We start from the raw sequence: 26247 nt of genomic DNA on the forward strand, positions 1-26247 counted from the left end.
GTACGGCACCTCGGGCACCGCACCGGACGATGTTTCGCCGACCAGACACGATCGGCGGGGCGCCGTCCTAGACGGCCGGGGCGTTCTCCGCCATGCGCCTGCGGAGGCCGGCCGGGCGCATGTCGGTCCAGATCTCGCCGATGTGGGCCAGGCACTCCTCGCGGGTGCCCTCGGTTCCCTCCGCACGCCAGCCGGCGGGCAGTTCACGGTCGGTCCACCAGACCGAGTACTGCTCCTCGTCGTTGAGTACGACGCGGAAGGCGGCCTTGGCGGTGTCGGACTGCTGTTCGGGCATGTCTGTCTCCTCAAGTGATGTGCGCTGAGCAGGGAGGTGCTGTGGATGGATCTGTCCGGGGCCGGGCGGGCCGGGGGGCGTCAGACGGTCGTGGTGAGCGGCGCCTTCCACAGGTGGGCCACGTCCCCGAACCGTTGCGTGACCCATTCGTCGCAGTACACGGTGTCGAGGTAGCGGTCCCCGCCGTCGGGGAAGACGAGCACGCAGTTCGAGCCCTCGGGGATACCCGGAGCCAGCTGTTCGAGCGCGGAGACGACCGCTCCCGAGGACGCCCCCGCGAGCACCGCCTCGCGCATCACCAGCCGCCGGCAGGCGGCCACGCTGTCCAGGTCGGGCACGTGCACGACCTCGTCGGCGAGGGAGGGGTCGGCCAGCGGCGGCCGGATCCCGGCTCCGTGTCCCGGCAGCAGCCGGGGCCCGGGCGGGTTGCCGAAGATCGCGCTGCCCTGGGCGTCCACTCCGACCACCGTGGTCCGCAGGCCGTGGGAGCGGATGTACTCGGCGCAGCCGCGCAGCGTGCCGAAGGTGCTGACGGCGGTGAACAGGTAGTCGACCCGCCCGCCGAGAGCCCGGTCGATCTCCGCCATCGTCAGATGGTGGGCCCGCGGGTTGTCCGGGTTGGCGTACTGGTTGGGCCAGTACGCGTCCGGAGTGGACGCCACCAGTTCCCGTACCCGGCGCAGTCTGGCCGGCAGATACTCCCCGGTCTCCGGATCGGGCCGGCGTACGACCTCCACCTCGGCCCGGTAGGCACGGAGCATGGCGATGTTCCTGGTGGTGGTGCGGGCATCGACGACGCAGACGAAGCGCAGACCGAAGTAGCGGCAGAGCTGCGCGAGTCCCACGCCCAGGTTTCCGGAACTGCTCTCGACGACGACGGAACGGCGCGGGTCGATCTCGCCGCTGTGCACCTTGGCGGCGAGCAGCCGCACCGCTGTGCGGTCCTTGATGCTGCCACCCGGGTTGAAGTGCTCCATCTTCGCGTAGACCCGCGACGGGAAACCCGGCAGCAGCCGGTCCAGGGCCACCAGTGGTGTACCGCCGATGGCGTCGGGGAGTCCTTTGGCGACGGTGAGTCCTCGGTGTTTCATGACCGGACGGTCTCCTTGCCCTCGATGGTGTCCACCAGGCGTCCGCCACCGACCGGGGCGATCAGGACGCAGTTCGATCCCGGAGCGATACGAGGGGCGATCCGGCGCAGCGCCGCCGCGGCGGCCGCGGTCGAACGGTCGGGCAGGATGCCCTGGGTGAGCAGCAGCCGGTCCGCCATGACGGCGGTCTCCGCCGCGCCGACCCGTACCACTTCGTCCACGCCGAACGGCACCGCCAGCGGGTCGTCCGGAGAGGACCCCTTGCCGGTGTAGACCGCGATGACCGAGGTCGCCCTCCCCTGGAGCCGCATGTACTCGGCGCAGCCGCCCAGGGCACGTGGATACGCGAGGTCGCACAGGATGTGGTCGACCTGGCCGTCGAGTGCCTCGGCGATCTCCCGCGGAATGTCGGTGTCGTCCTGGGGCTGCAGCGGCCCGGCGGTGGCGCTGAGCCACAGCACCCCCGGTTCGGACGCCGCGAGTTCCCGGACCCGTGCCCGGCCGGCCCCGGCGGGCACCGTCTCGGCGCGGGCGCCGTACGCGGTCAGCAGCGCCGGGTACGGCTGCGGGAGCGCGCCCTCGACGACGGCGAGGAAGTCGATTCCGTAGTAGCGGCACACCTGAGCCAGCGACACGGCGAGGTCCGGCGAGCAGACCTCGACGGCCAGTGAGCTCCCGGGCAGTAGTTCCCCTCCCCGTATGGCGTCCCGCATGAGGGAAAGAGCGGTGCGGTCCTCGATGCTGCCCCCCGGGTTGTGCCGCTCCATTTTCACGAGGACACGGGACCGGAATCCCTCCAAAAAATTCTCCAACTCCACCAGTGGGGTCGCTCCGATGGTGGAAAGGATTCCTCGGTGTACGTCCCGGTTCACTTCTTCCCCTCTCCCTGATTCCTGAATGAATATGCGACAGCCGTCTACAGGGCTTCTATGGGAATTCCCGCTTCCCTATACGGGTCGGTCAGTCGGACATCGCCACGAGGACACGCCGGGCCCCGGTGAAGGGGCGGCGGCCGTGCGCCAGCAGGACGTTGTCGATCAGCAGCAGGTCCCCGGCCCGCCAGCCCACGTCCACGGCGTGGTCGAGTCCGCGGTCGCGGATCTGTTCCACGTACGCGGCCGGGATGGGGCTGCCGTCGGCGAAGGTCACCCACTGGGGCAGTTCCTCAGGCGGCAGGATCGCGGCGAGCTGCGCCGCGGTGTCGTCGCCGAGACCGGCCGGATGCCACTGGTCCGCCTGGTTGAACCACACCTCCGCCCCGGTGACCGGGTGGCGGGTGGTGGCCGGACGGTGCTGGGCGACCCACAGCCCGCCGTCCGCCTTCCACCGCCACTCGGCCCCCGTGCCGGCGAGGAACGCCTCGACCCGGCCGCGGTCCTCGGTCTCGAAGGTGTCCTGCCAGCTCTTGCCGAGCCCGTACCCGTCGTGCAGGTTCTGTACATAGCGGACGCCGTCGCGGAACGCCTCGCGCACCTCGTCGTCGAGCGCCCGGAGCCACAGCGCGGCGTCCACGACGGGTGTCGCACCGCCGGACCCGGGGGTGGTCTCGCAGTAGAAGGCGAGCCTGGCCGGCCAACTGTGCGCGTAGCTCATCTCGTTGTGCATCGAGATGGTGAATTCCTGCGGGTACTCGGTCGATGTGTACACGTTCCCGCCGACCTTGGTGCGCGGGGAGTTCCCGTGCACATAGGCGAGCCGGTTGGGCAGGAGCAGATCAAGTGTCGGTCCGAGCGTGTCCGGGGTGATCCCGAAACCGCGCAGGACCAGTCCCTTCTCGCGGGCCAGCACCTCAGTGAGACTCGCGCCGTCCGTGAATTGTCTCAAGGACTCGGCGAGTTGCTCCGTTCCCGTACCCCGTGCGGCCGTGTTCGCGACGATCTCTCCGGGGGTCCAGGAGTCGGCCTTCTGTTCCTCGGCGGTGTGCATGGACGGTTCCCTCATCTCTGCGCCGGGTTGGTCACTTCGTTGCAGAGTCCGCCGGGCTCCATGCCGGAATCTATGAAGGTCCTACACGGCCGCCCCAGGGACCCGGACCCGGTCCCGGTCACCCACGCCGAACGGCGCCGGACCACGGTCCGGCCCGTCGGCGACCTCGACGCGGGCGAGGGCACGCGGCCGCGTGCCCCGGCGGCCCGCCTCACGGTCGCTGGGGCGGCAGTCGGTCGTAGGCGGCCGTGTCCCGCCTCACGGTCGCCGGGGCCGCAGGCGGCCGTACGGTATCCGCCGACCCGACCCGACCCGGCCCGATTCGTCCGCACCGCCCCAACACGTGAGGAAGCGGGCCGTGTCCCTCCGGTCCGGAGGCGACGCGGGCTGCTGCTCCCTCCAATCCGGACGGGAGACGGGTCGCTGTTCCCTCCGGTCCGGACGGGACACGGGTCGCAGTTCGCGCCCGGCGGGTCACCCGGAAGCGGCCGCCGCCAGGCCGGCCCGCGGTACCAGGCGGAGGCGTGCACGGGCCGCCGCGGGCTTCGGCGACCTACCGCGCGCCGACCCCTCGGGTGCCGGTGCAGTGTCCCCGGCCAAGGCCAGCAGACGGACCAGCTCGTGGCACCTGTACAGCGGCTGACCCGTGACATCGACTCCGCAGATGTCCAGCAGGGCCGCGTCCACCAGCGACTCCAGGCCGCGTTCCGCCTCGTTCGCGCAGACGCCGAGGAGTTCCCCGGCCTGCTGTGCCGTGAACGGCCGCGGCCCCGTCCCGGCGAGCGCGTTCAGGACGACCCGACCGCCCGCGTCCAGCAGCAGGACCGAGCGCCACAGGGCGTCCCGGACGCTGAGGTCTCCATAGCTCAACTCGTCCAGCCGGAACCGGGGTTCGGCCAGCCGGGCGGCGAGACGCGCCGCCGGCCAGAACGGGCGGGCCGCCAGCCGGGTGCCGGTCACGCGCAGGGCGAGCGGCAGTCCGGCGCAGCAGGCGACCAGGTCGTCGAAGGTGTCCGCGGCCCCGTCGGCCGGCGACCGGCCGGCGGCCGAGGCGAGCAGCGTCAGCGCGTCGTCGTCGTTCAGCGGACCCAGTCCCAGCGAGAAGGAACCGGCCACGTGTGTGAGCTGGGTACGGCAGGTGACCAGGACCGTGGCCTCGGCACTGCCCGGCAGCAGCGGCCCCAGCTGGACGTCACTGACGGCGTTGTCCAGCACGATCAGCAGCCGTCGCTCCGCCGTACGGCTGCGATAGCGCCGTATCAGTTCCTCCAGGTCGTCCGGTGCGGCCGAAGCCCCGCCGCGCTCCGGGCCGGGCTCCCCCAGTGCCCGCAGCAGCCGCCTGAGCACGTCGCCGGGATCACGGGGCGTACCGTCGGGCCGGCACAGGTCCACGTACAGCTGCCCGTCCGGATACCGCCAGGCGTGCGCGTGTGCGGCGTGCACGGCGAGCGCGGTCTTGCCGATGCCCGCCATCCCGGTGAGCAGGAAACGCCGGGGGCGCGAGGAGCCGCCCTCGCCGCGCGAGCTGTCCGCGGCGGCCGAGATCATCGAGCCCAGCGCGGCCAGTTCGCTCCCTCGCCCGGTGAAGTCGTCGATGTCGGGCGGGAGCATCGCCGGACCGACCGGCCCCGTACCCGTACCCGTACCCGTACCCGTACCCGTACCCGCGTCCCGCCCCGCCCAGGGCCGGGCGCCGCTGCCGGCCGGTGCCATCCCGATCGGCGGCGGAGACTCAAGCCCCAGTTCCCCGCCCAGCACCGCCTGGTACGTGGCGCCGAGCGCGGTCCCCGGGTCGACTCCGAGCTGCTCCACGAGTACCTTCCGGCCCTCGTGGTACGTACCCAGCGCGTCGGCCTGCCGCCCGCACCGGTACAACGCGGTCATCAGCTGTGCCCGCAGCCGCTCCCGGGTCGGATGCTGCGCCACCGCCGCCGTCAGCTCGCCGGTCACCCGTTCGTGCCGGCCGAGCGCGAGATCCGCCTCGATCCGGTTCTCCAGCGCGAGGATCCGGGCCTCCTCCAGCGGGGCCAGCTCCATGTCCCGCATGAACTCGGTGACGTTGGCCAGAGCCGGCCCGTGCCACAGCTCCAGCGCCTCGTGCAGCAGACTCGCCGCGGTCGCGTACTCCTGCCGCCGCAGCGCCTCCTGGCCCTGCCGCTCCAGCCGTTCGAACTCCAGCAGGTCGACCCTGCTGTCCCGGGCGACGAGGAGATATCCGGGCTGGCGCCTGACGACCGCGACCTCCGAGCCCAGCAGACCCCGTAGCCGCGACATGTACGTGTAGATCTGTGCGCTCGCGGTCGCCGGAGGGTCCCAGCCCCAGAGCAGGCTGCTCAGCCGGGAGTCCGAGACCACCTGCCCGGGTGCGAGGAGCATGGCCGCGAGGACCGTGTGCATTTTGGACCCGGAAAGCGCGACCCGGCCACCGTCGTCTCTCGCCTCGACCGGTCCCAGAACCCGAAACTCCATAAGTCGTCACCCCGTTTGTCGCCCTGATCTGAGCCATGGCTAGAAGTCGAACGTACGTGCCCGGCCTATTGGCCGGATATCGATTCGATTTCGCCACCGGACCCGGAGACGCGAAATCGAACTGATAACCCCGCAATAGGCCCGCTACCTAGCGTTCTTCTCACCGCCGGAGCACAGGGCCGGCACGCAGGACAACATGACTGGGAGAAATGATGCAGAGCACCCGCACCGCCATGACGTCCGTACTTGCCACGGTGATCACGGGTACCGCCCTGATGCTGGGTGGTGCGGGACAGTCGGCAGCCGCGGAGCGGACGACGCCCGCGCAGCGGGCGACGCAGGGCGACATGTCCTGGACGGCCGTGACGTCCGACGCCCCCGTCGACAGTCCCAGTGACGACTTTCCCTGGACCTGACCGACCGGGTGGCGTGCCGCCGGAACGGCGACCACGCCTCACAACTCCGGCAGCGCCCACAGGTCCCTGGACGACACCGTCCGGGGACCTGCCTCACATCTCCAGCAGCGCCACCAGGTCCCCGGACGACACTGTCCGGGGACCTGTTCCGCCCGTGTCCCGACCGGGGTCCACCGCCTCCAGGACCCGCGCGATCCGCTGCCGCCACGCCTGCGCGCCCAGTTCCTCGAACACGCCGAGCGCACGCCGCAGTTGGGGTATCGCGTCCTGCGGTGACCCGCCCACGAGCCGGGCGCAACCGAGATCGGCCTCGATCCGGGCTCGCAGAAAGCGGTCCGCGACATCGTCGGCCACCTCCAGGGCCTCCTTCAGGACCACCACGGCCGCCTCCGGGTCGTCCTGGCGCCACCGCGCCTCCCCGATACCGCGCAACGCGTGCCCCAGCCCCAGCCGGTCGCCCTTTGCCCGGGTGAGCTCCAGCACCTCCCGGCAGGCCCGCTCGGCCGCCGCCGGATCGCCCTGGCGCATCAGCGCCTCCGCGAGCCGGTAGGTGTTCTGCATCGCGACTCGCACCGAACCTGCCTCGTGGCTCTTGGCGATGGCCTCCGTGCACAGATCGATCCCGCTGGACACATTGCCGAGTTCCAGTTCGATCTGGGACAGCAGGCCCAGTACATGGGACTCGCTAGCGAGGTCCTCCGTCTTCCGGAAGTCGTCCAGCGACTGCCCGGCCTGGTGCCGCGCGTCCTGGAGATTTCCCGCGAACCGGGAGCACACCGCGAGGTTGCGCAGCACCAGCGCGCGACCGTGCACCTCGCCGCACTCCTCGAAGAGTTCGAGCGCGGGCAGCAACGAGGACTCCGCCTCCTGGTACCTCCGCTGGTATATCGCGAGCGTGCCGAGCGAGCGCAGCATGGTCGCCTCGCCGAGCCGGTCCCCGGTGCGCCGGGCCGCCGCGAGGGCGCTCATCGCGCAGGAGTGCCAGTCCTCCAGGTAGTTGTGCGGCTCGAAAAGGGTGGTGATGTTGGCCGTCAGCCCCCAGGCGTAGGTCGACAGATCACTCCGAGCCGCTTGCTCGATGACATCGGCCAGCGCGGTCCGCTCCGACTCGAACCACCCCATCGGATCTTCCAGCAGTTCGTCGACGAGATCGTCCGGCAGCGGGAACGGCCGCACCGGCCCGTACGCCAGAGAGGGATTCCCGCCGTTGGTCCGCTGCCGGGCCGCGTCCGCCAGCATCAGCCAGCCGCTGAACGCGCGCTCCACCGCGGCCCGGCGTTCCTCCTCGCTCTCCTCGGCCTGCGCGCATTCCCAGGCGTACAGGCGCAGCAGGTCCTGGAAGCGGTAACGCGTAGCGGGGCCCGGGCTCGCGGCCACCTCCAGCAGCTGCGCGTCGACCAGCTTCTCGATCAGGATCTCCGCGTCCACGGGATCGGGGGTGTCCAGCAGCGCCGCTCCCACCCACGCGGCGAAATCGGGGGCCGTCAGCAGACCGAGCCGCCGGTACAGCCGCTGCGCTTCGGGCGGCAGATCGCGGTAGCTGAGCCGGAACCCCGCACGTACCCCGCCCTCGCCGGGGCTGAGCTCGTCCAGCCTGCGGCGCTGGTTCTCCAGCCGGGACACCAGATTCCGTACCGACCAGTGCGGTCTGGCCGCCAGCCGGGCACCGGCGATACGCAGCGCCAGGGGTAATCGGTCGCACAGCGAGCCCAGCCGGGCGGTGGCTCCCGGGTCGGCGCCGATCCGGCTCTCGCCCGCGACCTCCGCGAGCAGGGCGGTCGCCTCCTCCGGGGCCATCACGTTGAGGCCGATCTGCAGCACCGCGTAGTCACCGAGGAGGTCGTCGATCATGTCCCGGCTGGTGATCAGCACACAGCAGCGGCCGGAACCCGGCAGCAACGGTGAGATCTGCTGGAACGAGCGGGCGTTGTCGAGCACGATCAGAGTCCGCTTGCCGTCGAGCACGCTGCGGTAGAGGGCGGCACGCTCGCCCGGGTCGGCGGGGATCTGCGGCCCCGGCACACCGAGCGAGCGCAGCAACCGGTCCAGGACGGTCGACGGCGGGACCGGGGCGTCCTTCTCGTCGTAGCCGCGCAGATCCGTGAACAGCTGTCCGTCCGGAAAGCGGGCGGCGACCTGGTTGGCCCAGTGGATCGCCAGAGCCGTCTTGCCGACCCCGCCCACTCCACTGATCGCGGCGACCGTCAGGGGTGACTGCCCGAGCCGCTCGTCCAGCATCCGGTCCAACGACCGGAGTTCGGAGGCACGGCCGGTGAACGACGCCGACTGGACGGGCAGTTGTCTGGGTACGTTGGAGGCGGGCGCCGGCGCCGGGTTGACGGACGGCTGCGTCAGCTCCGGCGAGTCCAGCAGCACCAGTTCGTGCAGTGCCTGAAGAGCCGGACCCGGCTCGATGCCCAGCTCCTCGACGAGTACCTCGCGCCCCTCCTGGAACACCGCGAGGGCCTCGGCCCGCCGTCCCGAGCGGTAGTGCGCCAGCATCAGGTGCGCCCTGGCCTGTTCGCGCAGCGGATGCTCCTTCACCAGCGCCGAGAATTCCGCCGTGAGCGCCTGATGCCGCCCCAACTGGAGCTGCAGGCTCGCCTGTTCCTCATACACGTCCAACCGGACCTCGTTCAGCCGGACGGCTTCCTCCTCCACCCGGCTGCCCGTCACTCCGTCCAGTGCGCTGCCCCGCCACAGAGCCAGTGCCTCCGCGAACAGGTCACACGCCTCGGCGATCCGGCCGCCGCGGGCCACGTCCCGTGCCTGGGCGACCCGTTCCTCGAAGTCGACGACGTCGATCCGGTGTTCCAGCGAGTTCAGGATGTACCCCGGGTGCGAGGTGACGATGAGATCGTCCACTCCGGCGGTATCCTTGAAGACCTTGCGCAGGTTGGCCACGCAGATGGCCACCTGGTTCCGCGCGGTGTTGGGAGCGCCCTGCGGCCAGACGGCGTCGATGAGGTTGTCGACGGACACGACCCGATTCGGCGCCAGCAGCAGCATCGTCAGAATGGTCCGCTGTCGCGGCCCGCCCAACCTGGGGTTGCTCCCTCCCGTATGTACTTCGAGTGGACCTAACAGTCTGAACACAACTTGACGCATTCCCAGTCCCCCTACCGGCAGTTGGGCCCCCTGCCCCGCGTCATTGTGTCCTCTCCTTGGGCAAGCCGCTGCTTTCAGGACGACAGGCGTCCGATTGTCACGGTACGCGCCCCTCCTGTGACCGCCGACGCGGTACGCGGCCGCGCGGGCCCGCTGGCCGAACGGGCCTGCTCAGAAGTCGAGTTGGCCTCCCGTCCCGTTGGCCCCTGGCCACGTTGACCCCCCTGCCACGTCGAGCCGACGACGGCCGTCCGGACTGACGCTTTCCGGCCGCGCGGCAAGGCCGCACAGGGGGCCGGCTTGCCGAGCAGCGCAAGCAGCGGGCTGCCGTCGCCGCCGCCAAGAAGGCCGCGGCAGCCAAAGGCGCGGCTCGCTGCACGCCGTCGGCTGCCCCGGCCGCCCGCCCGGTCGGGTGACACGACATCACGGCGCTGCACCTGCTGGTGCAGCGCCGTTCGCATGCTCGGTGTTGAGGTTGAGAGCGTGCGTTTGAACCTCAGCGGATGAGGTGGACGGTGAGCTGAGTTTCGGTGGCACTGGTGTTGACGGCGTGGATGAAGCCCTGGGCTGTCTGGTAACAGCCCGTGCCTCCTGTGATCGCCAGGGTGATGTCACCGGGGCCGGAACCGGTGATGCTGAACACTCCCTGCACGGTGATCTGCCCTTCGGACAGCGAAAGGGTGATGTTGCACTGCAGGTCGCTCGTGTCGTTGGGGCCGGTGCGGGTCACCGTGCAGACCTCGTCGAATGAGGCGCCCACTTCCAGGTCAGCCTGCGGTAGGTGGCGTGCCACAGCTACTTCACGCGGGCATCCAGGTGAGCGCCGTGCAGCGGACGCCGGGACAGCGGAAGGCGATGAAAGTGGCCCACGAGATCACCCGTGCCGACACCCCCGGTGTCCCTCTTTGCCACACGTGCAGCGCCCGGGCAGGAGCAGCGGTTACAGGCGGCTGACCGGAGTGTGGCCCGACGGGTAGAAATACTCATGACGCCCACCGAGCCGCGGGGGAGGATCGGGGGATGGCGACGTTAAGGACGACGAGAGCCCGGCTCGGGATGCTGCCGTTGGCGACGATGGTTCTGCTGGCGGCGGGGTGCGGAACGCAGCGGGCAGGGGACACCGCCGACGGGTACCGGAGTTCGCATCCGACGCCGACCGGCATATCGACGCCGAGTACACCAGCGGGTCTCCCCTGCCCCGGCGAGAGCCCCGAGCCGACGGCGCCCGCGGCCGCCACCACCCCCAACTCGACCGTGCCGCCGACCGACCACTACGCCGAAAACCACGGCTTCAGAGTTCCCATCCCGCTTCACGGCCAGAGCCGCTGCGACGGACTCACCACCGTCGGACGCGTCAAGCGTGCACTCGAACCGCTGCGCCGGCGCGGCGACTTTGCCCCGGACAGCGTCCGCAACGCGCTCACCAGCCTCGGTTACTCCGCCGGGAAGGTGCAGGCGTACCAGAACGGGTCCGCCGGGGTCGGCTTCCTCATCGACATCGGTGCCTCTCCCTGGTGTGTGGAGGGCACGATGAGCGGTGGCTCCACCCAGGCGGATGCCTTCGGCGGCTACCCCGACGGCACCGGCTGCGAGCCCCCGAGCGGCGGCCACTGACCACAGTTAGGAGGAGGCGGCGGAGATCGCGGAACGACTCGGTCGGTTGCCGCTTGCCCTCACCCTGGCAGACGGTTTCCTCTCCCAACAAGTGCTCGATTTCCGGACGATGGAGACCTACGGGCGTCATCTGACGAAGGGCACACTGGCGAGGACTGGAGGCGGCGCCATCGAGTCGGGCATACCGTGGCGGCCGGTCTCACGGCTTGCCGATGTCCACCGCCCATACCCCCGTGCCGTCGTACGCCTCTGGGGTCGCGGTCAGTACCTGACCTTCGCCCTGGCCGGCCGCCGAAGCGTAGACCGCGTGCGCGTGCCGCCAGTCGACGCCGGCGACGGTCGTCTGCTCCACGGCGGCCGCACCCGCGAAGTCGAGAGGCACGAACTCCAGGCCGGGAAGCGCCCCCGTGTGCGCCGCCGCACCAGGGAGCTCCATGCTCGCCGCGAACAGACACAACGCGGGGACGTGCGCGCGTTGCAGCGGATCGTCGACCTCGACCACGGCCAGTCCGGACAGCAGTCGGTGCCCCCTGCACAGGGCGACCACCGCCGTGTGATCCAGGATGATCACCGGAGCTCCCCCAAGCGACCCGCGGCGATTTCCGCTCGCCAGGCCTGAGCCTCGCGTACGTCCTCGTCGGTCAGCTCCGGCCGCAGGTTCGCGCGGACGTACGCGATCGCTCGTGCCGTCCGCTCGGCCCGTTCGCCTTCGGTGGGAGTCGCCGCGACGACGCGTTCCACGTACGCGCGAGTGCTGAGTCCGCGCTCTTCGGCCAGCGTGCGAAGGCGATCTCTTGTACCTTCGTCGATCTTGATCGTGGTGTCAGCCATAGCGCGAGAATACCAATGAATACCCCGGTCGGGGTCCACGCTCGAAGAGTGGCCTCGCCCCGTGATCCCACCGGAAGACCGTGCCTGTCGACGCGGCGCCGGGGCTCCCGCCGACTCTGCCGCGGGCCCGTGCAGGGCTGGTTGACCAGGTCGCGCGTACCGGCCGGAGAGTCCCGGCCCTGCGGTTGGTTCCCACCTCGCGGCACGCCGCCGAGTTGCTCATCCCTTGCGCCACGAGGCGAGGGTAATGATCACGCTTGTCCGCCACCGGAGCAGGTCCACGCTTCTTCGATGTCCGTCGCGGCTTGGCCATCGCACCCCCGCAGGGTCAGATGTGCAACCACCTCTTAGTGGGCATACCTCCAGTGATTGGAGGGTTTTGATCACCCGCGAACCTCGCGACCCGGGAAAGTCCCCTACCTGCACCTACCGGGGGTGACATAAAGCCACCAAACACTCCATGCCACCCTTCCCCACACGGAAGTTGAACGCCAGGAGCATGAGAGGCGCAGCCCCAAGAGAGCTGAGAGGGTCTGTGAACCCAAGTCGTTCCGCTGGGGCCGGAGAAGCCGAGCTGTGGGCAGACCCTTACCGGTGGTGATCTTCGGCATCGGCTTCTCCCTCCGTCTCCCTCAGCGCGTGTCAGAAGTCGGCGGCGTGGTCCGCCGCCCAGATGTCGAACCCGGTCGCCGGGCGGCCTGTGACCTGAGTGACGGTGTCGGTGGCGGGCGAGTTGCCTGCATCGGCGTCGTCGAGGAACTGCAGCACCGCCTCGGCCTCGTCGGCGGGCATGAACCGCGAGAACTGGGCCGAAGCCTCGTGCCGGGAAAGCTCGGTGACGGTGATGTCCTTGCCCGTGGCGGCCGCGATCGCCGCAACCTGATCGCGCTGGCTCAGGCGCACCGGGCCGGTCAGCAGGCCGCTCACCTGCGGCGAGGTGTTCTCCGTCAGTGCCGCGACGGCGACCGCAGCAACGTCGCTTTCGTGGATCGGAGCGGTCAGGGCGTCGGGCTTGTACAGCGCCACGGTGTTGCCCGCCTTGATCGGCCAGGCCCAGTTGAGTGCGTTGGTCGCCAGCACGAGCGGCCGTACCGGCACCACCGTCAGACCGGATGCCGCGGCGAACGCGTTCTCGATCGCCCGGTGCTCCTCGGTGATGGTGTTGCCCGCCGAGGTCGGGTGAATCACACTGCCCGAGGACATCAGCACGATCTTGTCCACTCCGGCGGCCCGGGCGGCAGCGATCACGCCGTGCGGGCTGCCGTGGTGGGCGTAGAGAAATACCTGCCGCATGCTGGCGAACGCGCTGTGAAGGCTGGCCGGGTCGCCCAGGTCCGCGGCGAACACCTCGATGTCCGTCGGGAACTGTCCTGGCTGCGGCTTGCGGGCCGAAGCGCGCACCGACAGACCCTGCTCACGCAGCGCATTCAGGACGAACGTACCGATACTGCCGCGGGCACCCATGACCAGGGTGGGCCCACTGTCGAAGTGCGACATAGGAGAAGCCCCATTTCACGTAGAAACTACGCGCCATGGAGCCGAACCCGGCATCGAGGCGTTCCGACGCTTCACCTCGACACAAATCAGCCTACGGCATGCCAGCGACGCGTTGGGCCCCGATCACCCGATCGCGCTCTCGGTCCAGCAGCCTCTCCCGAACCCAGGACGCGCTCGGTCATGTGGACGCGGCAACGGAGCTGATGGCGGATGTCGTGGCCAGACGGGCACGCAGCCTGGGTTCCGACCACCCGTTCACGGTTGCCGGCCGGAGCTGTTGACCGCTTTCGCTTCGGGGCGGTGGAGCCCACCCGCGGCGGAGGCGTGACGGGCGTGCGTCCGCGGCGGGGTGGGCGCGGCATCAGTGGGGGTGGCGCGCCCACGGGCGGGTCCACCTTCGCCTTCATCGCACGAGGCTCTGCTCAGCGCAGGTGACCGACAAATGTGGTCCATGCGCTGGGGGAGAAGGCGAGGGTGGGGCCGGTGGGGCGCTTGCTGTCGCGGACGGGGATGAGGGCGGGGAGGTTGGCGGCGACTTCGACATGCCGGGAGTCGGAACTTCCCTTGGCTCGCGGCAACTCGATCAGCGGCTATCGACCCTCTGGGGGCGTCATGGCAGAGACCTTCAGCTCGAAGCGCGTGTGCGTACCGAGCGGCCGGCAGGTGGGTGTCCGGATCGCGCGGTCGCCGGCGGACGGGCTGCTGCGGCTGGAGGTGAGCGACGCGGGCTCGGGCAGGCCCGTGTTTCAGGCGCCCGGAGACGAGGAGACCGGTGGGCGTGGGCTGCTGCTGGTGGAGGCGTTGGCTCACCGCTGGGGTGCCGAGGAGCGCGCGGGCGGGGTCGGGAAGACGGTGTGGGCCGAGCTGAAGGCGCCGGACATCGTGGCCGGGCCCGTCGAGAGGGAGGTCGCGGCGGTCGTCGTGCGGCCTGGGCAGCACGTGAGGGTGTGGGGCGAGTGGCGCGGCGTCCGTGCGGTGCGCACTGAGCCGTACGCGGCTGGTGGTCTCGCCGTCGTGCTCGGACTGGACGAGGGCCCGGCGCTACGGGTGCCCGCGGCGGAGTCGCTGGTGGTACGGGACGGTGGGCTGCTGTGAGTGCCGGGTGCAGCCATCCTGAGCGGCGGGGTTCAAGGCCGGCGACGGCCGGCTCCTGGACGCTCACGCGGTCGAACTGATCGTGGAGGTCATCTCTCCGGCCGAGTGGCTCGCTCGCTGCCTCAAGTGACCGATCGGCGGTCGGTCCAAGCCCTCGGAGACACAGGCGTGCGGACGCGCGATCGGGGCTTTTGGGGGATATACACTCATTTGGGTGTCCAACCTTGCCGTCAGGCCTGATTCTCTGGAGTCCTCCCGATGACGTCGATGAGCCGCCTGCCATGAGGCCCCACCCGACGCGGGGGCGGATCGCGGCGCTGGACGCCCACGACATCCGGTTTCCCACGTCTCGTCGGCTTGACGGGTCGGACGCGATGAACCCCGATCCGGATTATTCGGCGGCCTATGTGATCGTCCGCACCGATGCCGGGGACGGGCTGGAGGGGCATGGGTTCTGCTTCACCATCGGCCGGGGCAACGAGGTCGAGGTGGCGGCGATCAACGCGTTGCGCCCGCATGTGGTGGGGCTGCGGCTGGGAGAGGTCCTGTCCGACCTCGGGGGGTTCTGCCGCTCGCTCGTCGGCGACAGCCAGCTGCGATGGCTGGGGCCGGAGAAGGGCGTGGTGCACATGGCCATCGGGGCCGTGGTGAACGCCGTGTGGGATCTGTACGCGAAGCGGGAGGGGAAGCCGCTGTGGAAGCTGCTGGCCGACCTCGCGCCCGAGCAGGTGGTCGCGTTGATCGACTTCCGTTATGTGGAGGACGCGCTGACCCCCGATGAGGCGCTGGGGATCTTGCGGCGGGCCCGGGGAGGGGTGCGGGAGCGGGAGACGCGGCTGCTCGCTGAGGGGTATCCGGCGTATGCCACGTCTCCTGGCTGGCTCGGTTACCCGGACAGCAAGGTCGCCGGATTGGCGCGAGAGGCCGTGGACAGCGGGTTCAGGCAGATCAAACTCAAGGTCGGCGCCGATCTGGAGGACGATGTGCGGCGGTGCCGTACCGCGCGGGGGACGATCGGCCCCGGGGTGCGGATGGCGCTGGACGCCAATCAGCGCTGGGGGGTCGGCGACGCGGTCGGGTGGATCCGGCGGCTGGCGGAGTTCGACCCGTACTGGATCGAGGAGCCGACCAGCCCGGATGACATTCTCGGCCTCGCGGCGATCCGCCGGGAGGTGGCGCCGGTGCGGGTGGCGACGGGCGAACATGTGCACAACCGGGTGATGTTCAAGCAACTGCTCCAGGCGGACGCGATCGACTTTCTGCAGTTGGACGCCTGCCGGGTCGGGGGAGTCAACGAGAACCTGGCGATCCTCCTGCTCGCGGCCAAGTTCGGGATCCCGGTGTGCCCGCACGCGGGCGGGGTGGGCCTGTGCGAGATCGTGCAGCATCTGGCGATGTTCGACTATCTGGCGGTCTCCGGCACCGTCCAGGACCGGGTCATCGAGTATGTGGATCATCTGCACGAGCACTTCCTCGACCCGGTGGTGATCGTCCGGGGACGGTACGCAGCCCCGACGGCGCCCGGCTTCAGCTCGGCGATGCGGCCCGAGTCGCTCGCCGCGTACGCGTTCCCCGGCGGCGCCGCCTGGCAGGCCCCGTACGACGTGGCCCCGGCTGAGGGCCCCCCGGCATGAACCCCGGGGAGGAATTCCAGGGGCTGGCCGCGGTCATCACCGGCGGGGCGTCCGGGATCGGCCTGGCCACCGCCGAGACCCTGGCCGCGAGGGGGTGCCGGGTGGCGGTGCTCGACCGGATTCCTGGGCACGTGCCCGCACGGCTGCACCCGGTGCAGGCCGATGTCGGGGACGCCGCGTCGGTGACCGACGCCGTGAGCCGGGTGGCGGACCTGTTCGGAGGCCTGGATGTGCTGGTCAACAACGCCGGCATCGGCGCGCTGGGCACCGTGGAGGACAACGCCGACGACGAATGGCATCACGTGCTGGACATCAACGTGCTCGGCATCGTCCGCACCAGCCGGGCGGCTCTGCCGTATCTGCGCCGGTCTCCCGGCGCGGCCATCGTCAACACCTGCTCGGTCGCGGCGCTGGCCGGGCTGCCGCAGCGGGCGCTGTACGCGGCCAGCAAGGGCGCGGTGCTCGCGCTGACCCTGGCGATGGCCGCCGACCACATCGGCGAGGGCATCCGGGTCAACTGCGTCAACCCAGGCACCGTGGACACCCCCTGGGTGCACCGGCTGCTCGGACATTCCGACGACCCGGAGGCCGAACGCGCTGCTCTCATCGCCCGCCAGCCCAGCGGCCGTCTGGTCACCGCCCAGCAGGTCGCGGACGCCATCGCGTATCTCGCCGGGCCGCTCGCCGGGGCCACCACCGGGGTGGCACTCGCCGTTGACGGAGGGATACAGGGCATCCGCAGACGTCCGGACTCCTTCCACTGACATGACCGACCACTGGCCGACCACTGGCCGACTACTGACCAGCTACTGATTGACCACTGACCACCTACTCGGAGCCGAGCACCATGAAGCGACGCATCGCCGCTGTCGGAACAGCCCTCGCACTCGGCTGCGGGCCGGCCGTCACCGCCTGCGGTGGGGGCAGCGGCAACAGCACCGACACCGCTTCGGGCGAGGTCGGGGTGGTGCTGCCGCTGCTCACCTCACCGTTCTGGGAGTCGTACAACTCCGACATCCCCCAGCAGGCCGCCGCCCAGGACGTCCGCGTGCTGGAGACGGTGAACTCCGACTCCGATCCGAGCAAACAGATCACCGACATCCAGAATCTGCTCGCCCAGAACGTGAAGGGCCTGGTCGTCTCGCCGCTGGACTCCGCGTCGATCGTCGCCGGGCTGAACGCCGCGCAACGCAAGGGCGTGCCGGTGGTCGCCGTCGATGTGGCGCCGGACAAGGGCAAGGTCGCGATGGTGGTCAGGGCCGACAACCGTGCCTTCGGGGAGAAGGCCTGCCGGCGGATCGGGAACGCGGTGAAGACGGGCAAGGTCGTACAGATCCAGGGCGATCTGGCGTCGGTGAACGGGCGGGACCGGTCGGAGGCGTTCAGCGCGTGCATCAAGAAGAACTACCGAGGCATCAAGGTGCTGGACATTCCCGCCGACTGGAACGCGGAGAAGGCGGCGGCCGGCCTGGAGGCGCTGTACACCGCCAACCCCGATATCAAGGGCATCTACCTGCAGGCCGGCGGGGTGTATCTGGCCCCCGCGCTGAGCACGCTGCGGCGGCACAACGCGCTGGCGCCGGCCGGTCACCCCAAGCACATCGTGATCGTCTCCAATGACGGCATCCCGCAGGAGCTGGACGCGATCCGCAAGGGCCTGATCGACGCGACCGTCTCCCAGCCGGCCGACCAGTACGCAAAATACGGCATCTTCTACATCAAGCGGGCGATGGAGGGCCAGACCTTCCACCCGGGTCCGACCGACCACGACAGCACCATCGTCCGGCTGCCCAGCGGAATCCTGGAGGACCAGCTTCCGGCGCCGCTGGTGACCAAGGGCAATGCGGACGACGCGTCGCTGTGGGGCAACCGGATCGGCAAGAGCTCCTGACAACCCGGGAGACCGTCTCCCCGGGTCCCAGGAAGCGAGACCGCGATGAACCAGACGCCACTGACCGAACCCCGCGCCGATGGCGCCGGCCGCCGCGCGGTGGCCGAGGCCCACGGGATCCGTAAGCGCTATGGGCCCACCGTGGCCCTGGACGACGCGCGGATCACCGTCCGGGCCGGTGAGTCGCACGCCCTGGTCGGCCGCAACGGGGCCGGCAAGTCGACCCTGGTGGCCATCCTGACCGGACTGCAGCGGCCGGACGGCGGCGTTGTCCTGTTCGACGGCGAACCCGCGCCCGGCGTCGCGGACCGTGAGGCGTGGCAGCGGCGGGTCGCCTGTGTCTACCAGCAGTCGACGATCATCCCTGATCTCACCGTCGCCGAGAACCTGTACGTGAACCGGCAACCCACGGTTCGCTGCCAGGTGATCAGCTGGCGGCGGTTGCGCTCGGCGGCCCGCGAGCTGCTGGACGAATGGGGTGTGGAGGTCGACGAGAACCTGCCGGCCGGCCGGCTCACCGTCGAGGACGCCAAGATGGTGGAGATCGCCAGGTCGATCTCGCGCGGAACCCGGTTCATCATTCTGGACGAGCCGACCGCCCAGCTGGACAGCCGGGCGATCGACCGCCTGTTCACCCGTATCCGGCGGTTGCAGAGGGCCGGGATCACCTTTCTCTACATCTCCCACCACCTGGAGGAGGTCTACGCCGTCTGCCAGGCCGTCACGGTCTTCCGGGACGCCCGCTGGATCACCACGGCGCCCGTGGGCGAGCTGGGCAGGACCGAACTCATCGAGGCGATGACCGGAGAGCGGGGCGCGGGTGCGGTCCCCGGCGTCGGCGCGGTCCGGCCGCAGCCGGCGGACGCGCCCGTGGCCGTACGGGCGCACCGGCTGAGCGGCCCGCATTTCACGGACGTCAGTTTCGCCGTCCGGTCCGGCGAGACGGTGGGGCTGACCGGGCTCGCGGGCTCCGGGAGCCATCAGGTCGCCGAAGCGCTGGCCGGGCTGTACCGGCCCGACAGCGGGCGGATCGAGGTTCACGGCCGTCCGACGCGGCCGGGCAGCGTCGCCTCCGCACTCGCGGCGGGCGTGGGCTGTGTGCCGCGCGACCGGCACCACGAAGGGCTGGTGCCGGAGCTGTCGGTGGCCGAGAACGCCTCCCTGACCATCATGGACCGGCTGGGGCGGCTGGGCGTGATCTCGCGCCGGGCCCGGGACGCCTTCGCCCGGCGGACGATCACCGGTCTCGACATCACGACGGACGGCCCGGACCAGCCGGTCAAGGAATTGTCGGGCGGTAATCAGCAGAAGGTCGTCATGGGCCGGGCGCTGGCCACCGACCCGGGGGTACTGGTGCTCATCAATCCGACGGCGGGTGTCGACGTGAAGTCCAAGCGGGCGCTGCTGTCGGTCGTCGACCGGGCCAGGGCCGCAGGACGCGCGGCGCTCGTCGTCTCGGACGAGCTGGCGGACCTGCGGACCTGCGACCGCGTCCTGGTGATGTTCAACGGCTCTCTCGCCGCCGAGTACACCGTCGGCTGGACCGACGAAGAACTGGTGGCCTCGATCGAAGGGGTCAGCACCGGCCATGAATGACACCGCGCCGAACGGTCCGACGCCCGGCGGCGGGCCGGACAGAGCGGTCCGCAGCCCCGTCCGCGCGATCGCCCTGGGCCGGATCCGCGACCTGGCGCTGCTGCCCGCGGTGTTCCTGCTGCTGGTCATCGGCGCGGTCAGCAACGCGAGCTTCCTCGAGCGGGACAACCTGCTGAATGTGCTCAGCGCCTCCTCGGCGCTCGGACTGCTGGTGCTCGCCGAGGCGATGATCCTGATCAGCGGCAAGATGGACCTCTCGCTGGAGTCGATCGCCGGGCTCGCCCCGGCCCTCGGCTTCATGGCCGTGATCCCGGCCGCCTCGTCGGGTTTCGGCAGCGAGTTGCCCACCTGGTTCGGCCTGCTGATCATCCCGCTCACCGGGGCGCTGATCGGGGCCGTGAACGGTCTGCTGATCGTCAAGCTCCAGCTCAACGGCTTTATCGTGACCCTGGCGATGAACATCGTGCTGCGCGGAGTCCTGGTCGGCATGGTGTCCGGCAAGACCCTGTTCGACGCCCCCGCCGCGTTCTTCGCCCTCGGGTCCGACAACTGGCTCGGCGTCCCCGTCTCCGTGTGGGTGACCGGCGCCTGTTTCGCTGTCGCCGGGTGGGCGCTGCGCTACCACCGGCTGGGACGCGCGGTGTACGCGGTGGGCGGCAACGCCCCCGCGGCGCGGGCGGCGGGCATCCGGGTCGACCGGGTGGCCTGGGGGGTTCTGGTCATCGGCGGGACGCTGGCCGCGCTGGCCGGTCTGGTGATCGCCGGACGGGTCGGGGCGGTCAACGCCAACCAGGGACAGGGCCTGATCTTCACTGTGTTCGCGGCTGCTGTCATCGGCGGAATCAGCCTGAACGGCGGCAAGGGATCCCTGGCCGGGGCGTTGCTCGGGGTCCTGCTGCTGGGCATGCTGGAGAACCTGCTCACCCTGGCGCAGGTGTCGTCCTTCTGGATCCAGGCCATCTACGGCGCGATCATCCTGGTGGCGCTGATGATCGCCCGGCTCACCACCGGCGAAGGCCAGGAGTAGGGCCAGGAGCAGGGCAAGGAGTAGGGCCAGGAACAGGGCCAGGAACAGGGCGAGGCCCAGGCGCGGTCCGAGGGGGAGCAGCGTCGGGCGATAAACCATAGAATGACCCATATGCCATCCGCCAGATGGGACGGCTCTCATGATGCTCCCCAAGGAGGTCACACCGGACGGATCGCATGGACCGTTCGAGATGGCGAACGTGGCTGCTGCGGTGATCGACGCGAAGGGCACGGTCATCGGCTGGACGGGGGCCGCTGAGCGACTCCTGGGATACGGCGCGGCGGAGGTCCTCGAGCGCTCCGCCGCCGCGCTGCTGGCGCAGGGCGAAGACGCGTCACGGGCGGCCGAGGTCGCCGAGGAGTGCGGGGCCCGGGAGAGCTGGGGCGGTTTGGTGGGCGTCCGGCACCGTGACGGCCACCGTATCGAGGTCGGGCTGCGGGTGACCGAGATGTCCGACACCGACGACCGCAAGGCCTGGCTCGTATCGGCCATCGACGTGTCGAAGGCTCCGACCTGGGCGGTCAGCGGGGAGGTGCTGGAAGGTTTCCTCACCCGCTCACCGCTCGGCATGGCCGTGCTCGGTCCGGACCTGCGGTACGTGTGGATGAACGACACCCTGGAGCGCTACGGCGGTGTGCCGCGCGACGAGCGGCTCGGGCGCCGGATGTCGGACTCGTTGCCGGGCCTGAACACCGAGGCGCTCGAAGCGCAGATGCGGCGGGTGCTGGAGACCGGCGTGCCGGTCATCGACTTCGAGTACCGGGGCTGGACCTGGGCGGATCCGCACCAGGAACACGCCTACTCCACCTCCTTCTTTCGGCTCGACGACCCGGACGGCAACCCGCTGGGCGTGTGCTACATGGGCATGGACGTCACCGACAGATGGCGCGCCCGGGAGCGCCTGGCCCTGCTCAGCGAGGCCAGCGCCCGTATCGGGGGCACGCTGGACGTGATGCGGACCGCCCAGGAGCTGGCCGACTTCTCGGTGCCGAGGCTCGCCGACTTCGTGACCGTCGATCTGCTGGAAGCGGTGCTGCACGGCGACGAACCCGGTTCGGGGCCGGCCGACAACGCGCATCGGGTGCGGCGTGCCGGGCAGCAGTCGATCCACGAGGGCTGCCCGGAGGCGGTGATCGCCACCGGAGGCTCGATCGACGCGCCCAGGTCCTCGCCGTACTTCGAGAGCATGTCCAACGGCACCGCGGTGCTGGAACCGTTCCTGGACCCGGCCACCGCCCAATGGGTCGCTCAGGACCCGGCGCGGGCCCAGAGCATCGTGGACTTCGGGATGCACTCGGTGATGTGGGTGCCGCTGTCCGCGCGCGGCACCGTGCTGGGGGTGGCGACCTTCGTCCGTATGGAGCATCCACAGCCGTTCGAGCCGGACGATCTGCTGCTCGCCGAGGAACTGGTCAGCCGGGCCGCGGTGTGGGTGGAGAACGCCCGCCGCTACACCCGTGAGCACGCTGCGGCGCTGGCCCTGCAGCGCAGTCTGCTCCCGCAGGGGCTGAACGGCGGGACCGCCATGGAGGTGGCCTCGCGCTATCTGCCGGCCGATGTACGGGAAGGGGTGGGCGGCGACTGGTTCGACGTGATCCAGCTGTCCGGCGCCCGGGTCGCCCTGGTCGTCGGTGACGTCGTCGGGCACGGCCTCAACGCCGCGGCGACCATGGGCAGGCTGCGTACCGCCGTACAGACCCTCGCTGACATGGACCTGCCGCCCGATGAGCTGCTGGCCCACCTGGACGACCTGGTGATCCGCCTGACGGAGGAGAAGGGCGGCGACGACGAACCCATCGCCACCGCGGTACTGGGCGCCACCTGCCTCTACGCCGTCTACGACCCGGTCACCCAGCTGTGCACCATGGCCCGGGCCGGACATCCGCCGCCCGCCGTGGTCAGCCCCGGCGGCAAGGTCACCTTCCCGGACCTTCCGGCAGGCCCTCCGCTGGGCCTCGGCTCGTTGCCCTTCGAGTCCGCCGAGATATCCCTCCCCGAGGGAAGTCTGATCGCCCTCTACACCGATGGCCTCATCGAGACCAGCGACCAGGACATCGACGTCGGGCTGTCCCGCCTCAGCGATGTGCTCGCGCAGTCCGGCCTGCCGCCGGAGGAACTGTGCTCGGCGGTCGTGAACAATCTGCTGACCGGCCCGCAGACCGACGACGTGGCTCTGCTCCTGGCCCGGCCGCATGCGCTGGGGGCCGACCGGGTCGCCTCGTGGGACCTGCCGACGGATCCGGCGATCGTCACGAGCGCCAGGGAGCTGGCCGTCCGCCAGCTCCTCGGATGGGGGCTGGACGACCTGGTGATGACCACGGAACTGATCGTCAGCGAGCTGGTCACCAACGCCATCCGGCACGGCACCGGACCCGTCAGGCTGCGCATGATCCGGCATGACAAGTTGATCTGCGAGGTGTTCGACGCCAGCAACACCTCACCCCGGATGGGCCATGCGCGGACCACCGACGAGGGCGGCCGGGGGTTGTTCCTGGTCGCCCAGCTGACCCGCCGTTGGGGTACGCGCTACACCCGGGCCGGAAAGATCATCTGGGCCGAACAGGACCTCCCGGGGCGGGTGGACAACGGGCGCGGGCGCTGACGGCCCGGGTGCTGTCGCCTGTCGCGGCACTCGCCCGACGTGAGACGACCGGGTCGTGCGCCGGTGGCGATCCCTCCTTGCCCGCGGCGCGTTCTGCTCATCGGGTGACACCCCTCGTGACATCCGTGTGGTGGCGATCAGGCCTGCGGTAGACGTAGGGCGAGGCGTCGGTGGCCGGGGGCTCCGTGCGCTGTGCCTCCGACAGCGCGCGTACGAGGGCGTGGTCGGGGGAGAGCGCGCAGGCGGGGTCGGTGCGGGCGGCGTCGCCGGTGAGCGCGTGGGCCTGACAGCGGCAGCCGCCGAAGTCCGTCTCCCGACGCGGACAGCCGGCGCACGGTCCGCTCATCCACTCGGTGCCGCGATAGCGGGCGAAGGCCGGGGAACTGTTCCAGATCCACTCCAAAGACCGGTCGCGTACGTTCGGGGCGTCCGGGCCCAGCAGTGTCCCGGACGCCGGGCACGGCAGGACGGTGCCGTCCGGGGCGACCGTCAGGGACACCGCACCCCAGCCGCCCATGCACGGCTTGGGGACACCGTCGAAGTAGTCCGGCACCACCCACACCAGCTCGGTGGTGCCCGAGAGTTGTTCCCGCCGGCGCTCCACCCTCTCCTGAGCGCGGGAGAGCTGGTCCCGGGTCGGTAGCAGCGCGGCGCGGTTGCGCAGCGCCCACCCGTAGAACTGGACGTTGGCGAGTTCGATCCGCTCCGCGCCCCAGGCGACACCGAGGTCCACGATGTCGTCGAGCGCGTCGAGGTTGTCACGGTGCAGAACGACGTTGAGGCCCAACGGCAGCCCGGCGGCCCGTACGACGGCGGCGGCCCGCTCCTTGGCCGCGAAGGACCGGCTGCCGGCGATCCGGTCGGACGCCGCCGAGTCCGCGTGCTGCACCGACAGCTGGACGCTGCGCAGCCCGGCGGAGACGAGTGAGGACATCCTCGCCGCACTCAACCCGACCCCGCTGGTGACCAGTTGGGTGTAGATCCCGGCTGACTCGGCCGCGGCGACGACGGACGCCAGATCACCACGCAGCAGTGGTTCACCACCGGAGAGATGGGTCTGGACGACGCCGAGTTCCGCGGCCTGCCGCAGTACGTCCGCCCATTGCTCGGTGGTGAGCTCACTCGAACGGCGCACGAGTTCAAGGGGGTTGGAGCAGTAGGGGCAGTGCAGCGGGCAGCCATGGGTGAGTTCCGCCAGCAGGGCCCAGGGAGGCGGTGGGCTTGTCATCGCAGCCAGCCCTCCTCGCGTACCCGGTCGAGGAACCGGGGCACATCGTCCGCCACGGGGGCACCGGGGAAGCGTGCCGTCAGTTCGTCGACGATCTCGCCGACCTGCCGGTGCCCGTCGCACAGCCTCAGGACGTCCGCCGCCCGGCCGTTGAGGACCACCACCCGTTCCGGCAGGACCAGCAGGTCCGTCCGGCGGACACGGTCGTGGCGGAGCACGACCGAGCGCGCCAGAGCCGGCTGCCACCCGGTCACGGCCGCTCCTTGCCGTCCGCGTGGTCGATCGCGTCGAGCAGCGACCACAGCACGTCGCACTTGAAGGCGAGGGCCGCGACGGCACGCTCCTGGTCGGCCTCGGTGCGCGCCCAGTCCAGTACGAGCCCCAGCGCCTCCTTGCTGTCCTGCCGGCCCTGGGTCTCGCGGGTACGGAAGTACGCGAGCCCGTCCCCGTCGATCCACGGGTAGTGGCGCTCGAACGCGGCGGTGCGCGTCCGCATGATGCCCGGGGCGGACAGCTCGGTGAGGGACGCCGCGACGGCCTCCAGCGGAGAGCGGAGCCGGCAGAAGTTGACGTATCCGTCCACCGCCAGCCGCACACCGGGCAGTACCCCCTCGCCGGAGAGCAGTTCGGCCCGGTCGAGCCCCGCGGCCTCGCCCAGCCTCAGCCACCGCTCGATCCCGCCCTCTCCCTCGGTCCGGCCGTCGTGGTCCTCGATCCGCCGGAGCCACATGCGGCGGAGCCGCTGCGTGTCCAGTTGGGCCAGGATGAGGGCGTCCTTGACGGGGATGTGCCGCTGGTAGTGGAAACGGTTGAGGATCCAGCGGCGCACTTCATCCGGACTCAACTCGCCTTGATGCATACGTACGTTGAAGGGATGGCGGTCGTGGTAGCGGTCCCGGGCCACGGCCCTGAGCCGATCCTCGAACGCCGTCGCGGTACTCGTGCCGACCTCTGTGCTCACAGTTGGATCACCATTCCGTCGCCGGCCACCTCGATGCCCCGGTCGGCCAGCCGCTTGTACTGCGGTACGCCCGGATCGACAAGGGGGTTGGTGTTGTTGAGGTGCGTGTAGAGACAGCGGGCACCGAGCGGCGCCAGACGCTCCGCCGTGCCGCCGGGTCCGTCGATCGGGAGATGCCCCATGGCGGTCGCGGTGCGGGTGGAGATGCCGGTGCGCCGGGGTTCCTCGTCGTCCCAGAAGGTGCCGTCGACGATCACACAGTCGGCTTGGTCGACAGCGGACTGCAGGGCGTCGGGCCAGGCGGCCAGCGCGGGGGCGTAGACAGCCGTCGCCCCGGTCGCGCGATCGGTGAGAAGCAGGGCCACGACCCAGGAATCCCCCTCGGGCACCGGCAGGTCCGCCGCGTAACGGGGGCGTTTGGCGGAGATGGGGATCGCGGTGATCGTGACCGCGGAGTCCGGGGCGGCCGTGGAGTTCGGGGCGGCTGTGGAGTTCGGGGTGTCCGAAGATGTCGAGGTGAGCGGTTCGGGGCGGGCGAGGGGTAGGTCCCGCCAGGTCAGCGGGGTGTAGGGGCCGACGACCGCCTCCAGGCGCAGCCCGGTGAGCAGTGCCTCGCGCACGGGCCCGGTGGTGAGCAGTTCCAGACCTCCGGCACCGGCTTCGCGGAGCCGGGCGATGCCGAGAGTGTGGTCGAGTTCCGCGTCGGTCAGGACCAGCCCGGCGATCGGGGTCCGCCGCGAACCGGGACCGGGATGCAGGGCCGGACAGTCCTCGATCTGGTCGCCGATGTCGGGGGTGGCGTTGACGAGATACCAGCGGTCTTCCGACGCCTGTACGGCGAGAGACGCGTGGCGGCGGCGCCAGTGCGGGTGTGCACGTGCCCCGGAGCAACCGGGGCACGCACAGTTCCACTGGGGTACGCCACCGCCCGCCGCGGTGCCGAGCACCTGCAGCAGCACGGCGGCG

At 70.5% G+C, this 26247-nt stretch carries 24 protein-coding genes; 9 read left to right on the plus strand and 15 right to left on the minus strand.

Annotation, left to right across the window (positions count from 1 at the left end):
* Positions 1 to 67 precede the first annotated feature (67 nt).
* The 5 genes from M2271_RS21245 to M2271_RS21265 all read right to left on the minus strand — a co-directional run bounded on the left by M2271_RS21245 (position 68) and on the right by M2271_RS21265 (position 5781).
* Positions 68 to 295: an MbtH family NRPS accessory protein gene (locus tag M2271_RS21245; RefSeq protein WP_280888865.1), complete on the minus strand. Its 228-nt coding sequence runs from the start codon at positions 293 to 295 to the stop codon at positions 68 to 70.
* Between the two features lie 80 nt (positions 296 to 375).
* Entirely contained in the window at positions 376 to 1386 is a 1011-nt protein-coding gene (gene sbnA, locus M2271_RS21250) for a 2,3-diaminopropionate biosynthesis protein SbnA (protein ID WP_280888866.1), read from the minus strand.
* Complete coding sequence (locus M2271_RS21255; RefSeq protein WP_280888867.1) at positions 1383 to 2258, minus strand: pyridoxal-phosphate dependent enzyme; 876 nt, start codon at positions 2256 to 2258, stop codon at positions 1383 to 1385. The genes sbnA and M2271_RS21255 overlap by 4 nt, the downstream gene beginning before the upstream one ends.
* An 88-nt stretch (positions 2259 to 2346) precedes the next feature.
* Positions 2347 to 3312 (minus strand): TauD/TfdA family dioxygenase, encoded by a 966-nt coding sequence (locus M2271_RS21260; RefSeq protein ID WP_280888868.1) that lies wholly within the window; start codon positions 3310 to 3312, stop codon positions 2347 to 2349.
* Between the two features lie 474 nt (positions 3313 to 3786).
* Positions 3787 to 5781, minus strand: coding sequence for a transcriptional regulator (locus M2271_RS21265; RefSeq protein ID WP_280888869.1), 1995 nt, complete (start codon positions 5779 to 5781; stop codon positions 3787 to 3789).
* Between the two features lie 233 nt (positions 5782 to 6014).
* Between M2271_RS21265 and M2271_RS21270 the strand changes: the two genes are divergently transcribed.
* A complete protein-coding gene (locus M2271_RS21270; protein WP_280888870.1) occupies positions 6015 to 6197 on the plus strand; it encodes a hypothetical protein in 183 nt (60 codons plus the stop codon).
* A gap of 93 nt (positions 6198 to 6290) precedes the next feature.
* Here M2271_RS21270 and M2271_RS21275 read toward each other — a convergent pair whose 3' ends face one another.
* Together M2271_RS21275 and M2271_RS21280 are read right to left on the minus strand one after the other, a co-directional pair.
* Complete coding sequence (locus M2271_RS21275; protein ID WP_280888871.1) at positions 6291 to 9305, minus strand: AfsR/SARP family transcriptional regulator; 3015 nt, start codon at positions 9303 to 9305, stop codon at positions 6291 to 6293.
* A gap of 496 nt (positions 9306 to 9801) precedes the next feature.
* Positions 9802 to 10098, minus strand: a complete 297-nt coding sequence (locus M2271_RS21280; protein WP_280888872.1) for a hypothetical protein — start codon at positions 10096 to 10098, stop codon at positions 9802 to 9804.
* Between the two features lie 227 nt (positions 10099 to 10325).
* On the opposite strand from M2271_RS21280, the gene M2271_RS21285 reads away from it, so the two are divergent.
* On the plus strand, positions 10326 to 10919 hold the full coding sequence (locus M2271_RS21285; protein ID WP_280888873.1) for a hypothetical protein: 594 nt from the start codon (positions 10326 to 10328) through the stop codon (positions 10917 to 10919).
* A gap of 199 nt (positions 10920 to 11118) precedes the next feature.
* Here the strand turns inward: M2271_RS21285 and M2271_RS21290 are convergent, their stop codons facing one another.
* From M2271_RS21290 to M2271_RS21305, 4 genes are all read right to left on the minus strand, one after another.
* Positions 11119 to 11490 carry a hypothetical protein gene (locus tag M2271_RS21290; RefSeq protein ID WP_280888874.1) on the minus strand — a complete coding sequence of 124 codons (372 nt, stop codon included), beginning with the start codon at positions 11488 to 11490 and terminating at the stop codon, positions 11119 to 11121.
* Positions 11487 to 11750 (minus strand): hypothetical protein, encoded by a 264-nt coding sequence (locus M2271_RS21295; RefSeq protein ID WP_280888875.1) that lies wholly within the window; start codon positions 11748 to 11750, stop codon positions 11487 to 11489. The genes M2271_RS21290 and M2271_RS21295 overlap by 4 nt, the downstream gene beginning before the upstream one ends.
* A 642-nt stretch (positions 11751 to 12392) precedes the next feature.
* Entirely contained in the window at positions 12393 to 13247 is an 855-nt protein-coding gene (locus M2271_RS21300) for an NAD(P)H-binding protein (RefSeq protein WP_348539181.1), read from the minus strand.
* Positions 13248 to 13669: 422 nt separating this feature from the next.
* Positions 13670 to 13825 carry a DUF397 domain-containing protein gene (locus tag M2271_RS21305; protein WP_280888876.1) on the minus strand — a complete coding sequence of 52 codons (156 nt, stop codon included), beginning with the start codon at positions 13823 to 13825 and terminating at the stop codon, positions 13670 to 13672.
* A 34-nt stretch (positions 13826 to 13859) separates the two neighbouring features.
* Here M2271_RS21305 and M2271_RS21310 point away from each other — a divergent pair, with 34 nt between their 5' ends.
* From M2271_RS21310 to M2271_RS21340, 7 genes are all read left to right on the plus strand, one after another.
* Positions 13860 to 14342 carry an ATP-binding protein gene (locus M2271_RS21310; RefSeq protein ID WP_280888877.1) on the plus strand — a complete coding sequence of 161 codons (483 nt, stop codon included), beginning with the start codon at positions 13860 to 13862 and terminating at the stop codon, positions 14340 to 14342.
* 281 nt (positions 14343 to 14623) lie between these two features.
* On the plus strand, positions 14624 to 15976 hold the full coding sequence (locus tag M2271_RS21315) for an L-fuconate dehydratase (RefSeq protein WP_280888878.1): 1353 nt from the start codon (positions 14624 to 14626) through the stop codon (positions 15974 to 15976).
* Positions 15973 to 16740, plus strand: coding sequence for an SDR family oxidoreductase (locus M2271_RS21320; protein ID WP_280888879.1), 768 nt, complete (start codon positions 15973 to 15975; stop codon positions 16738 to 16740). The genes M2271_RS21315 and M2271_RS21320 overlap by 4 nt, the downstream gene beginning before the upstream one ends.
* 83 nt (positions 16741 to 16823) lie before the next feature.
* Positions 16824 to 17867, plus strand: a complete 1044-nt coding sequence (locus M2271_RS21325; protein WP_280888880.1) for a sugar ABC transporter substrate-binding protein — start codon at positions 16824 to 16826, stop codon at positions 17865 to 17867.
* Between the two features lie 45 nt (positions 17868 to 17912).
* Complete coding sequence (locus tag M2271_RS21330; protein WP_280888881.1) at positions 17913 to 19463, plus strand: sugar ABC transporter ATP-binding protein; 1551 nt, start codon at positions 17913 to 17915, stop codon at positions 19461 to 19463.
* Positions 19456 to 20490 (plus strand): ABC transporter permease, encoded by a 1035-nt coding sequence (locus tag M2271_RS21335; RefSeq protein WP_280888882.1) that lies wholly within the window; start codon positions 19456 to 19458, stop codon positions 20488 to 20490. The genes M2271_RS21330 and M2271_RS21335 overlap by 8 nt, the downstream gene beginning before the upstream one ends.
* A 139-nt stretch (positions 20491 to 20629) precedes the next feature.
* Positions 20630 to 23092: a SpoIIE family protein phosphatase gene (locus tag M2271_RS21340; RefSeq protein ID WP_280888883.1), complete on the plus strand. Its 2463-nt coding sequence runs from the start codon at positions 20630 to 20632 to the stop codon at positions 23090 to 23092.
* A 97-nt stretch (positions 23093 to 23189) separates the two neighbouring features.
* On the opposite strand, the gene pqqE is transcribed toward M2271_RS21340, so the two are convergent.
* Genes pqqE through M2271_RS21360 form a run of 4 tightly spaced genes read right to left on the minus strand, consistent with a single transcriptional unit; the run spans position 23190 to position 26240 of the window.
* Positions 23190 to 24320, minus strand: a complete 1131-nt coding sequence (pqqE, locus tag M2271_RS21345) for a pyrroloquinoline quinone biosynthesis protein PqqE (RefSeq protein ID WP_280888884.1) — start codon at positions 24318 to 24320, stop codon at positions 23190 to 23192.
* The gene (gene pqqD, locus M2271_RS21350) at positions 24317 to 24574 is read right to left on the minus strand and encodes a pyrroloquinoline quinone biosynthesis peptide chaperone PqqD (RefSeq protein WP_280888885.1); all 258 of its coding nucleotides are present in this window, start codon (positions 24572 to 24574) and stop codon (positions 24317 to 24319) included. The genes pqqE and pqqD overlap by 4 nt, the downstream gene beginning before the upstream one ends.
* Positions 24571 to 25281: a pyrroloquinoline-quinone synthase PqqC gene (pqqC, locus tag M2271_RS21355; RefSeq protein ID WP_280888886.1), complete on the minus strand. Its 711-nt coding sequence runs from the start codon at positions 25279 to 25281 to the stop codon at positions 24571 to 24573. Before pqqC ends, pqqD begins: the two co-directional genes overlap by 4 nt.
* Positions 25278 to 26240, minus strand: a complete 963-nt coding sequence (locus tag M2271_RS21360) for an MBL fold metallo-hydrolase (protein WP_280888887.1) — start codon at positions 26238 to 26240, stop codon at positions 25278 to 25280. Before M2271_RS21360 ends, pqqC begins: the two co-directional genes overlap by 4 nt.
* Positions 26241 to 26247: the final 7 nt, after the last annotated feature.

The organism is Streptomyces sp. LBL (assembly GCF_029893585.1).
Taxonomy (GTDB): Bacteria; Actinomycetota; Actinomycetes; order Streptomycetales; family Streptomycetaceae; genus Streptomyces.

Excerpts from the sequence above, each read along its gene's own strand:
- sbnA (WP_280888866.1), bottom strand. The coding sequence starts at position 1,386 with ATGAAACACCGAGGACTCACCGTCGCCAAAGGACTCCCCGACGCCATC.
- M2271_RS21325 (WP_280888880.1), top strand. The coding sequence starts at position 16,824 with ATGAAGCGACGCATCGCCGCTGTCGGAACAGCCCTCGCACTCGGCTGC.
- M2271_RS21315 (WP_280888878.1), top strand. The coding sequence starts at position 14,624 with ATGAGGCCCCACCCGACGCGGGGGCGGATCGCGGCGCTGGACGCCCAC.
- pqqE (WP_280888884.1), bottom strand. The coding sequence starts at position 24,320 with ATGACAAGCCCACCGCCTCCCTGGGCCCTGCTGGCGGAACTCACCCAT.
- M2271_RS21260 (WP_280888868.1), bottom strand. The coding sequence starts at position 3,312 with ATGCACACCGCCGAGGAACAGAAGGCCGACTCCTGGACCCCCGGAGAG.
- M2271_RS21270 (WP_280888870.1), top strand. The coding sequence starts at position 6,015 with ATGACGTCCGTACTTGCCACGGTGATCACGGGTACCGCCCTGATGCTG.
- M2271_RS21320 (WP_280888879.1), top strand. The coding sequence starts at position 15,973 with ATGAACCCCGGGGAGGAATTCCAGGGGCTGGCCGCGGTCATCACCGGC.
- M2271_RS21330 (WP_280888881.1), top strand. The coding sequence starts at position 17,913 with ATGAACCAGACGCCACTGACCGAACCCCGCGCCGATGGCGCCGGCCGC.
- M2271_RS21265 (WP_280888869.1), bottom strand. The coding sequence starts at position 5,781 with ATGGAGTTTCGGGTTCTGGGACCGGTCGAGGCGAGAGACGACGGTGGC.
- M2271_RS21285 (WP_280888873.1), top strand. The coding sequence starts at position 10,326 with ATGGCGACGTTAAGGACGACGAGAGCCCGGCTCGGGATGCTGCCGTTG.
- M2271_RS21310 (WP_280888877.1), top strand. The coding sequence starts at position 13,860 with ATGGCAGAGACCTTCAGCTCGAAGCGCGTGTGCGTACCGAGCGGCCGG.
- M2271_RS21340 (WP_280888883.1), top strand. The coding sequence starts at position 20,630 with ATGATGCTCCCCAAGGAGGTCACACCGGACGGATCGCATGGACCGTTC.
- M2271_RS21245 (WP_280888865.1), bottom strand. The coding sequence starts at position 295 with ATGCCCGAACAGCAGTCCGACACCGCCAAGGCCGCCTTCCGCGTCGTA.
- M2271_RS21275 (WP_280888871.1), bottom strand. The coding sequence starts at position 9,305 with ATGCGTCAAGTTGTGTTCAGACTGTTAGGTCCACTCGAAGTACATACG.
- M2271_RS21300 (WP_348539181.1), bottom strand. The coding sequence starts at position 13,247 with ATGTCGCACTTCGACAGTGGGCCCACCCTGGTCATGGGTGCCCGCGGC.
- M2271_RS21295 (WP_280888875.1), bottom strand. The coding sequence starts at position 11,750 with ATGGCTGACACCACGATCAAGATCGACGAAGGTACAAGAGATCGCCTT.
- M2271_RS21335 (WP_280888882.1), top strand. The coding sequence starts at position 19,456 with ATGAATGACACCGCGCCGAACGGTCCGACGCCCGGCGGCGGGCCGGAC.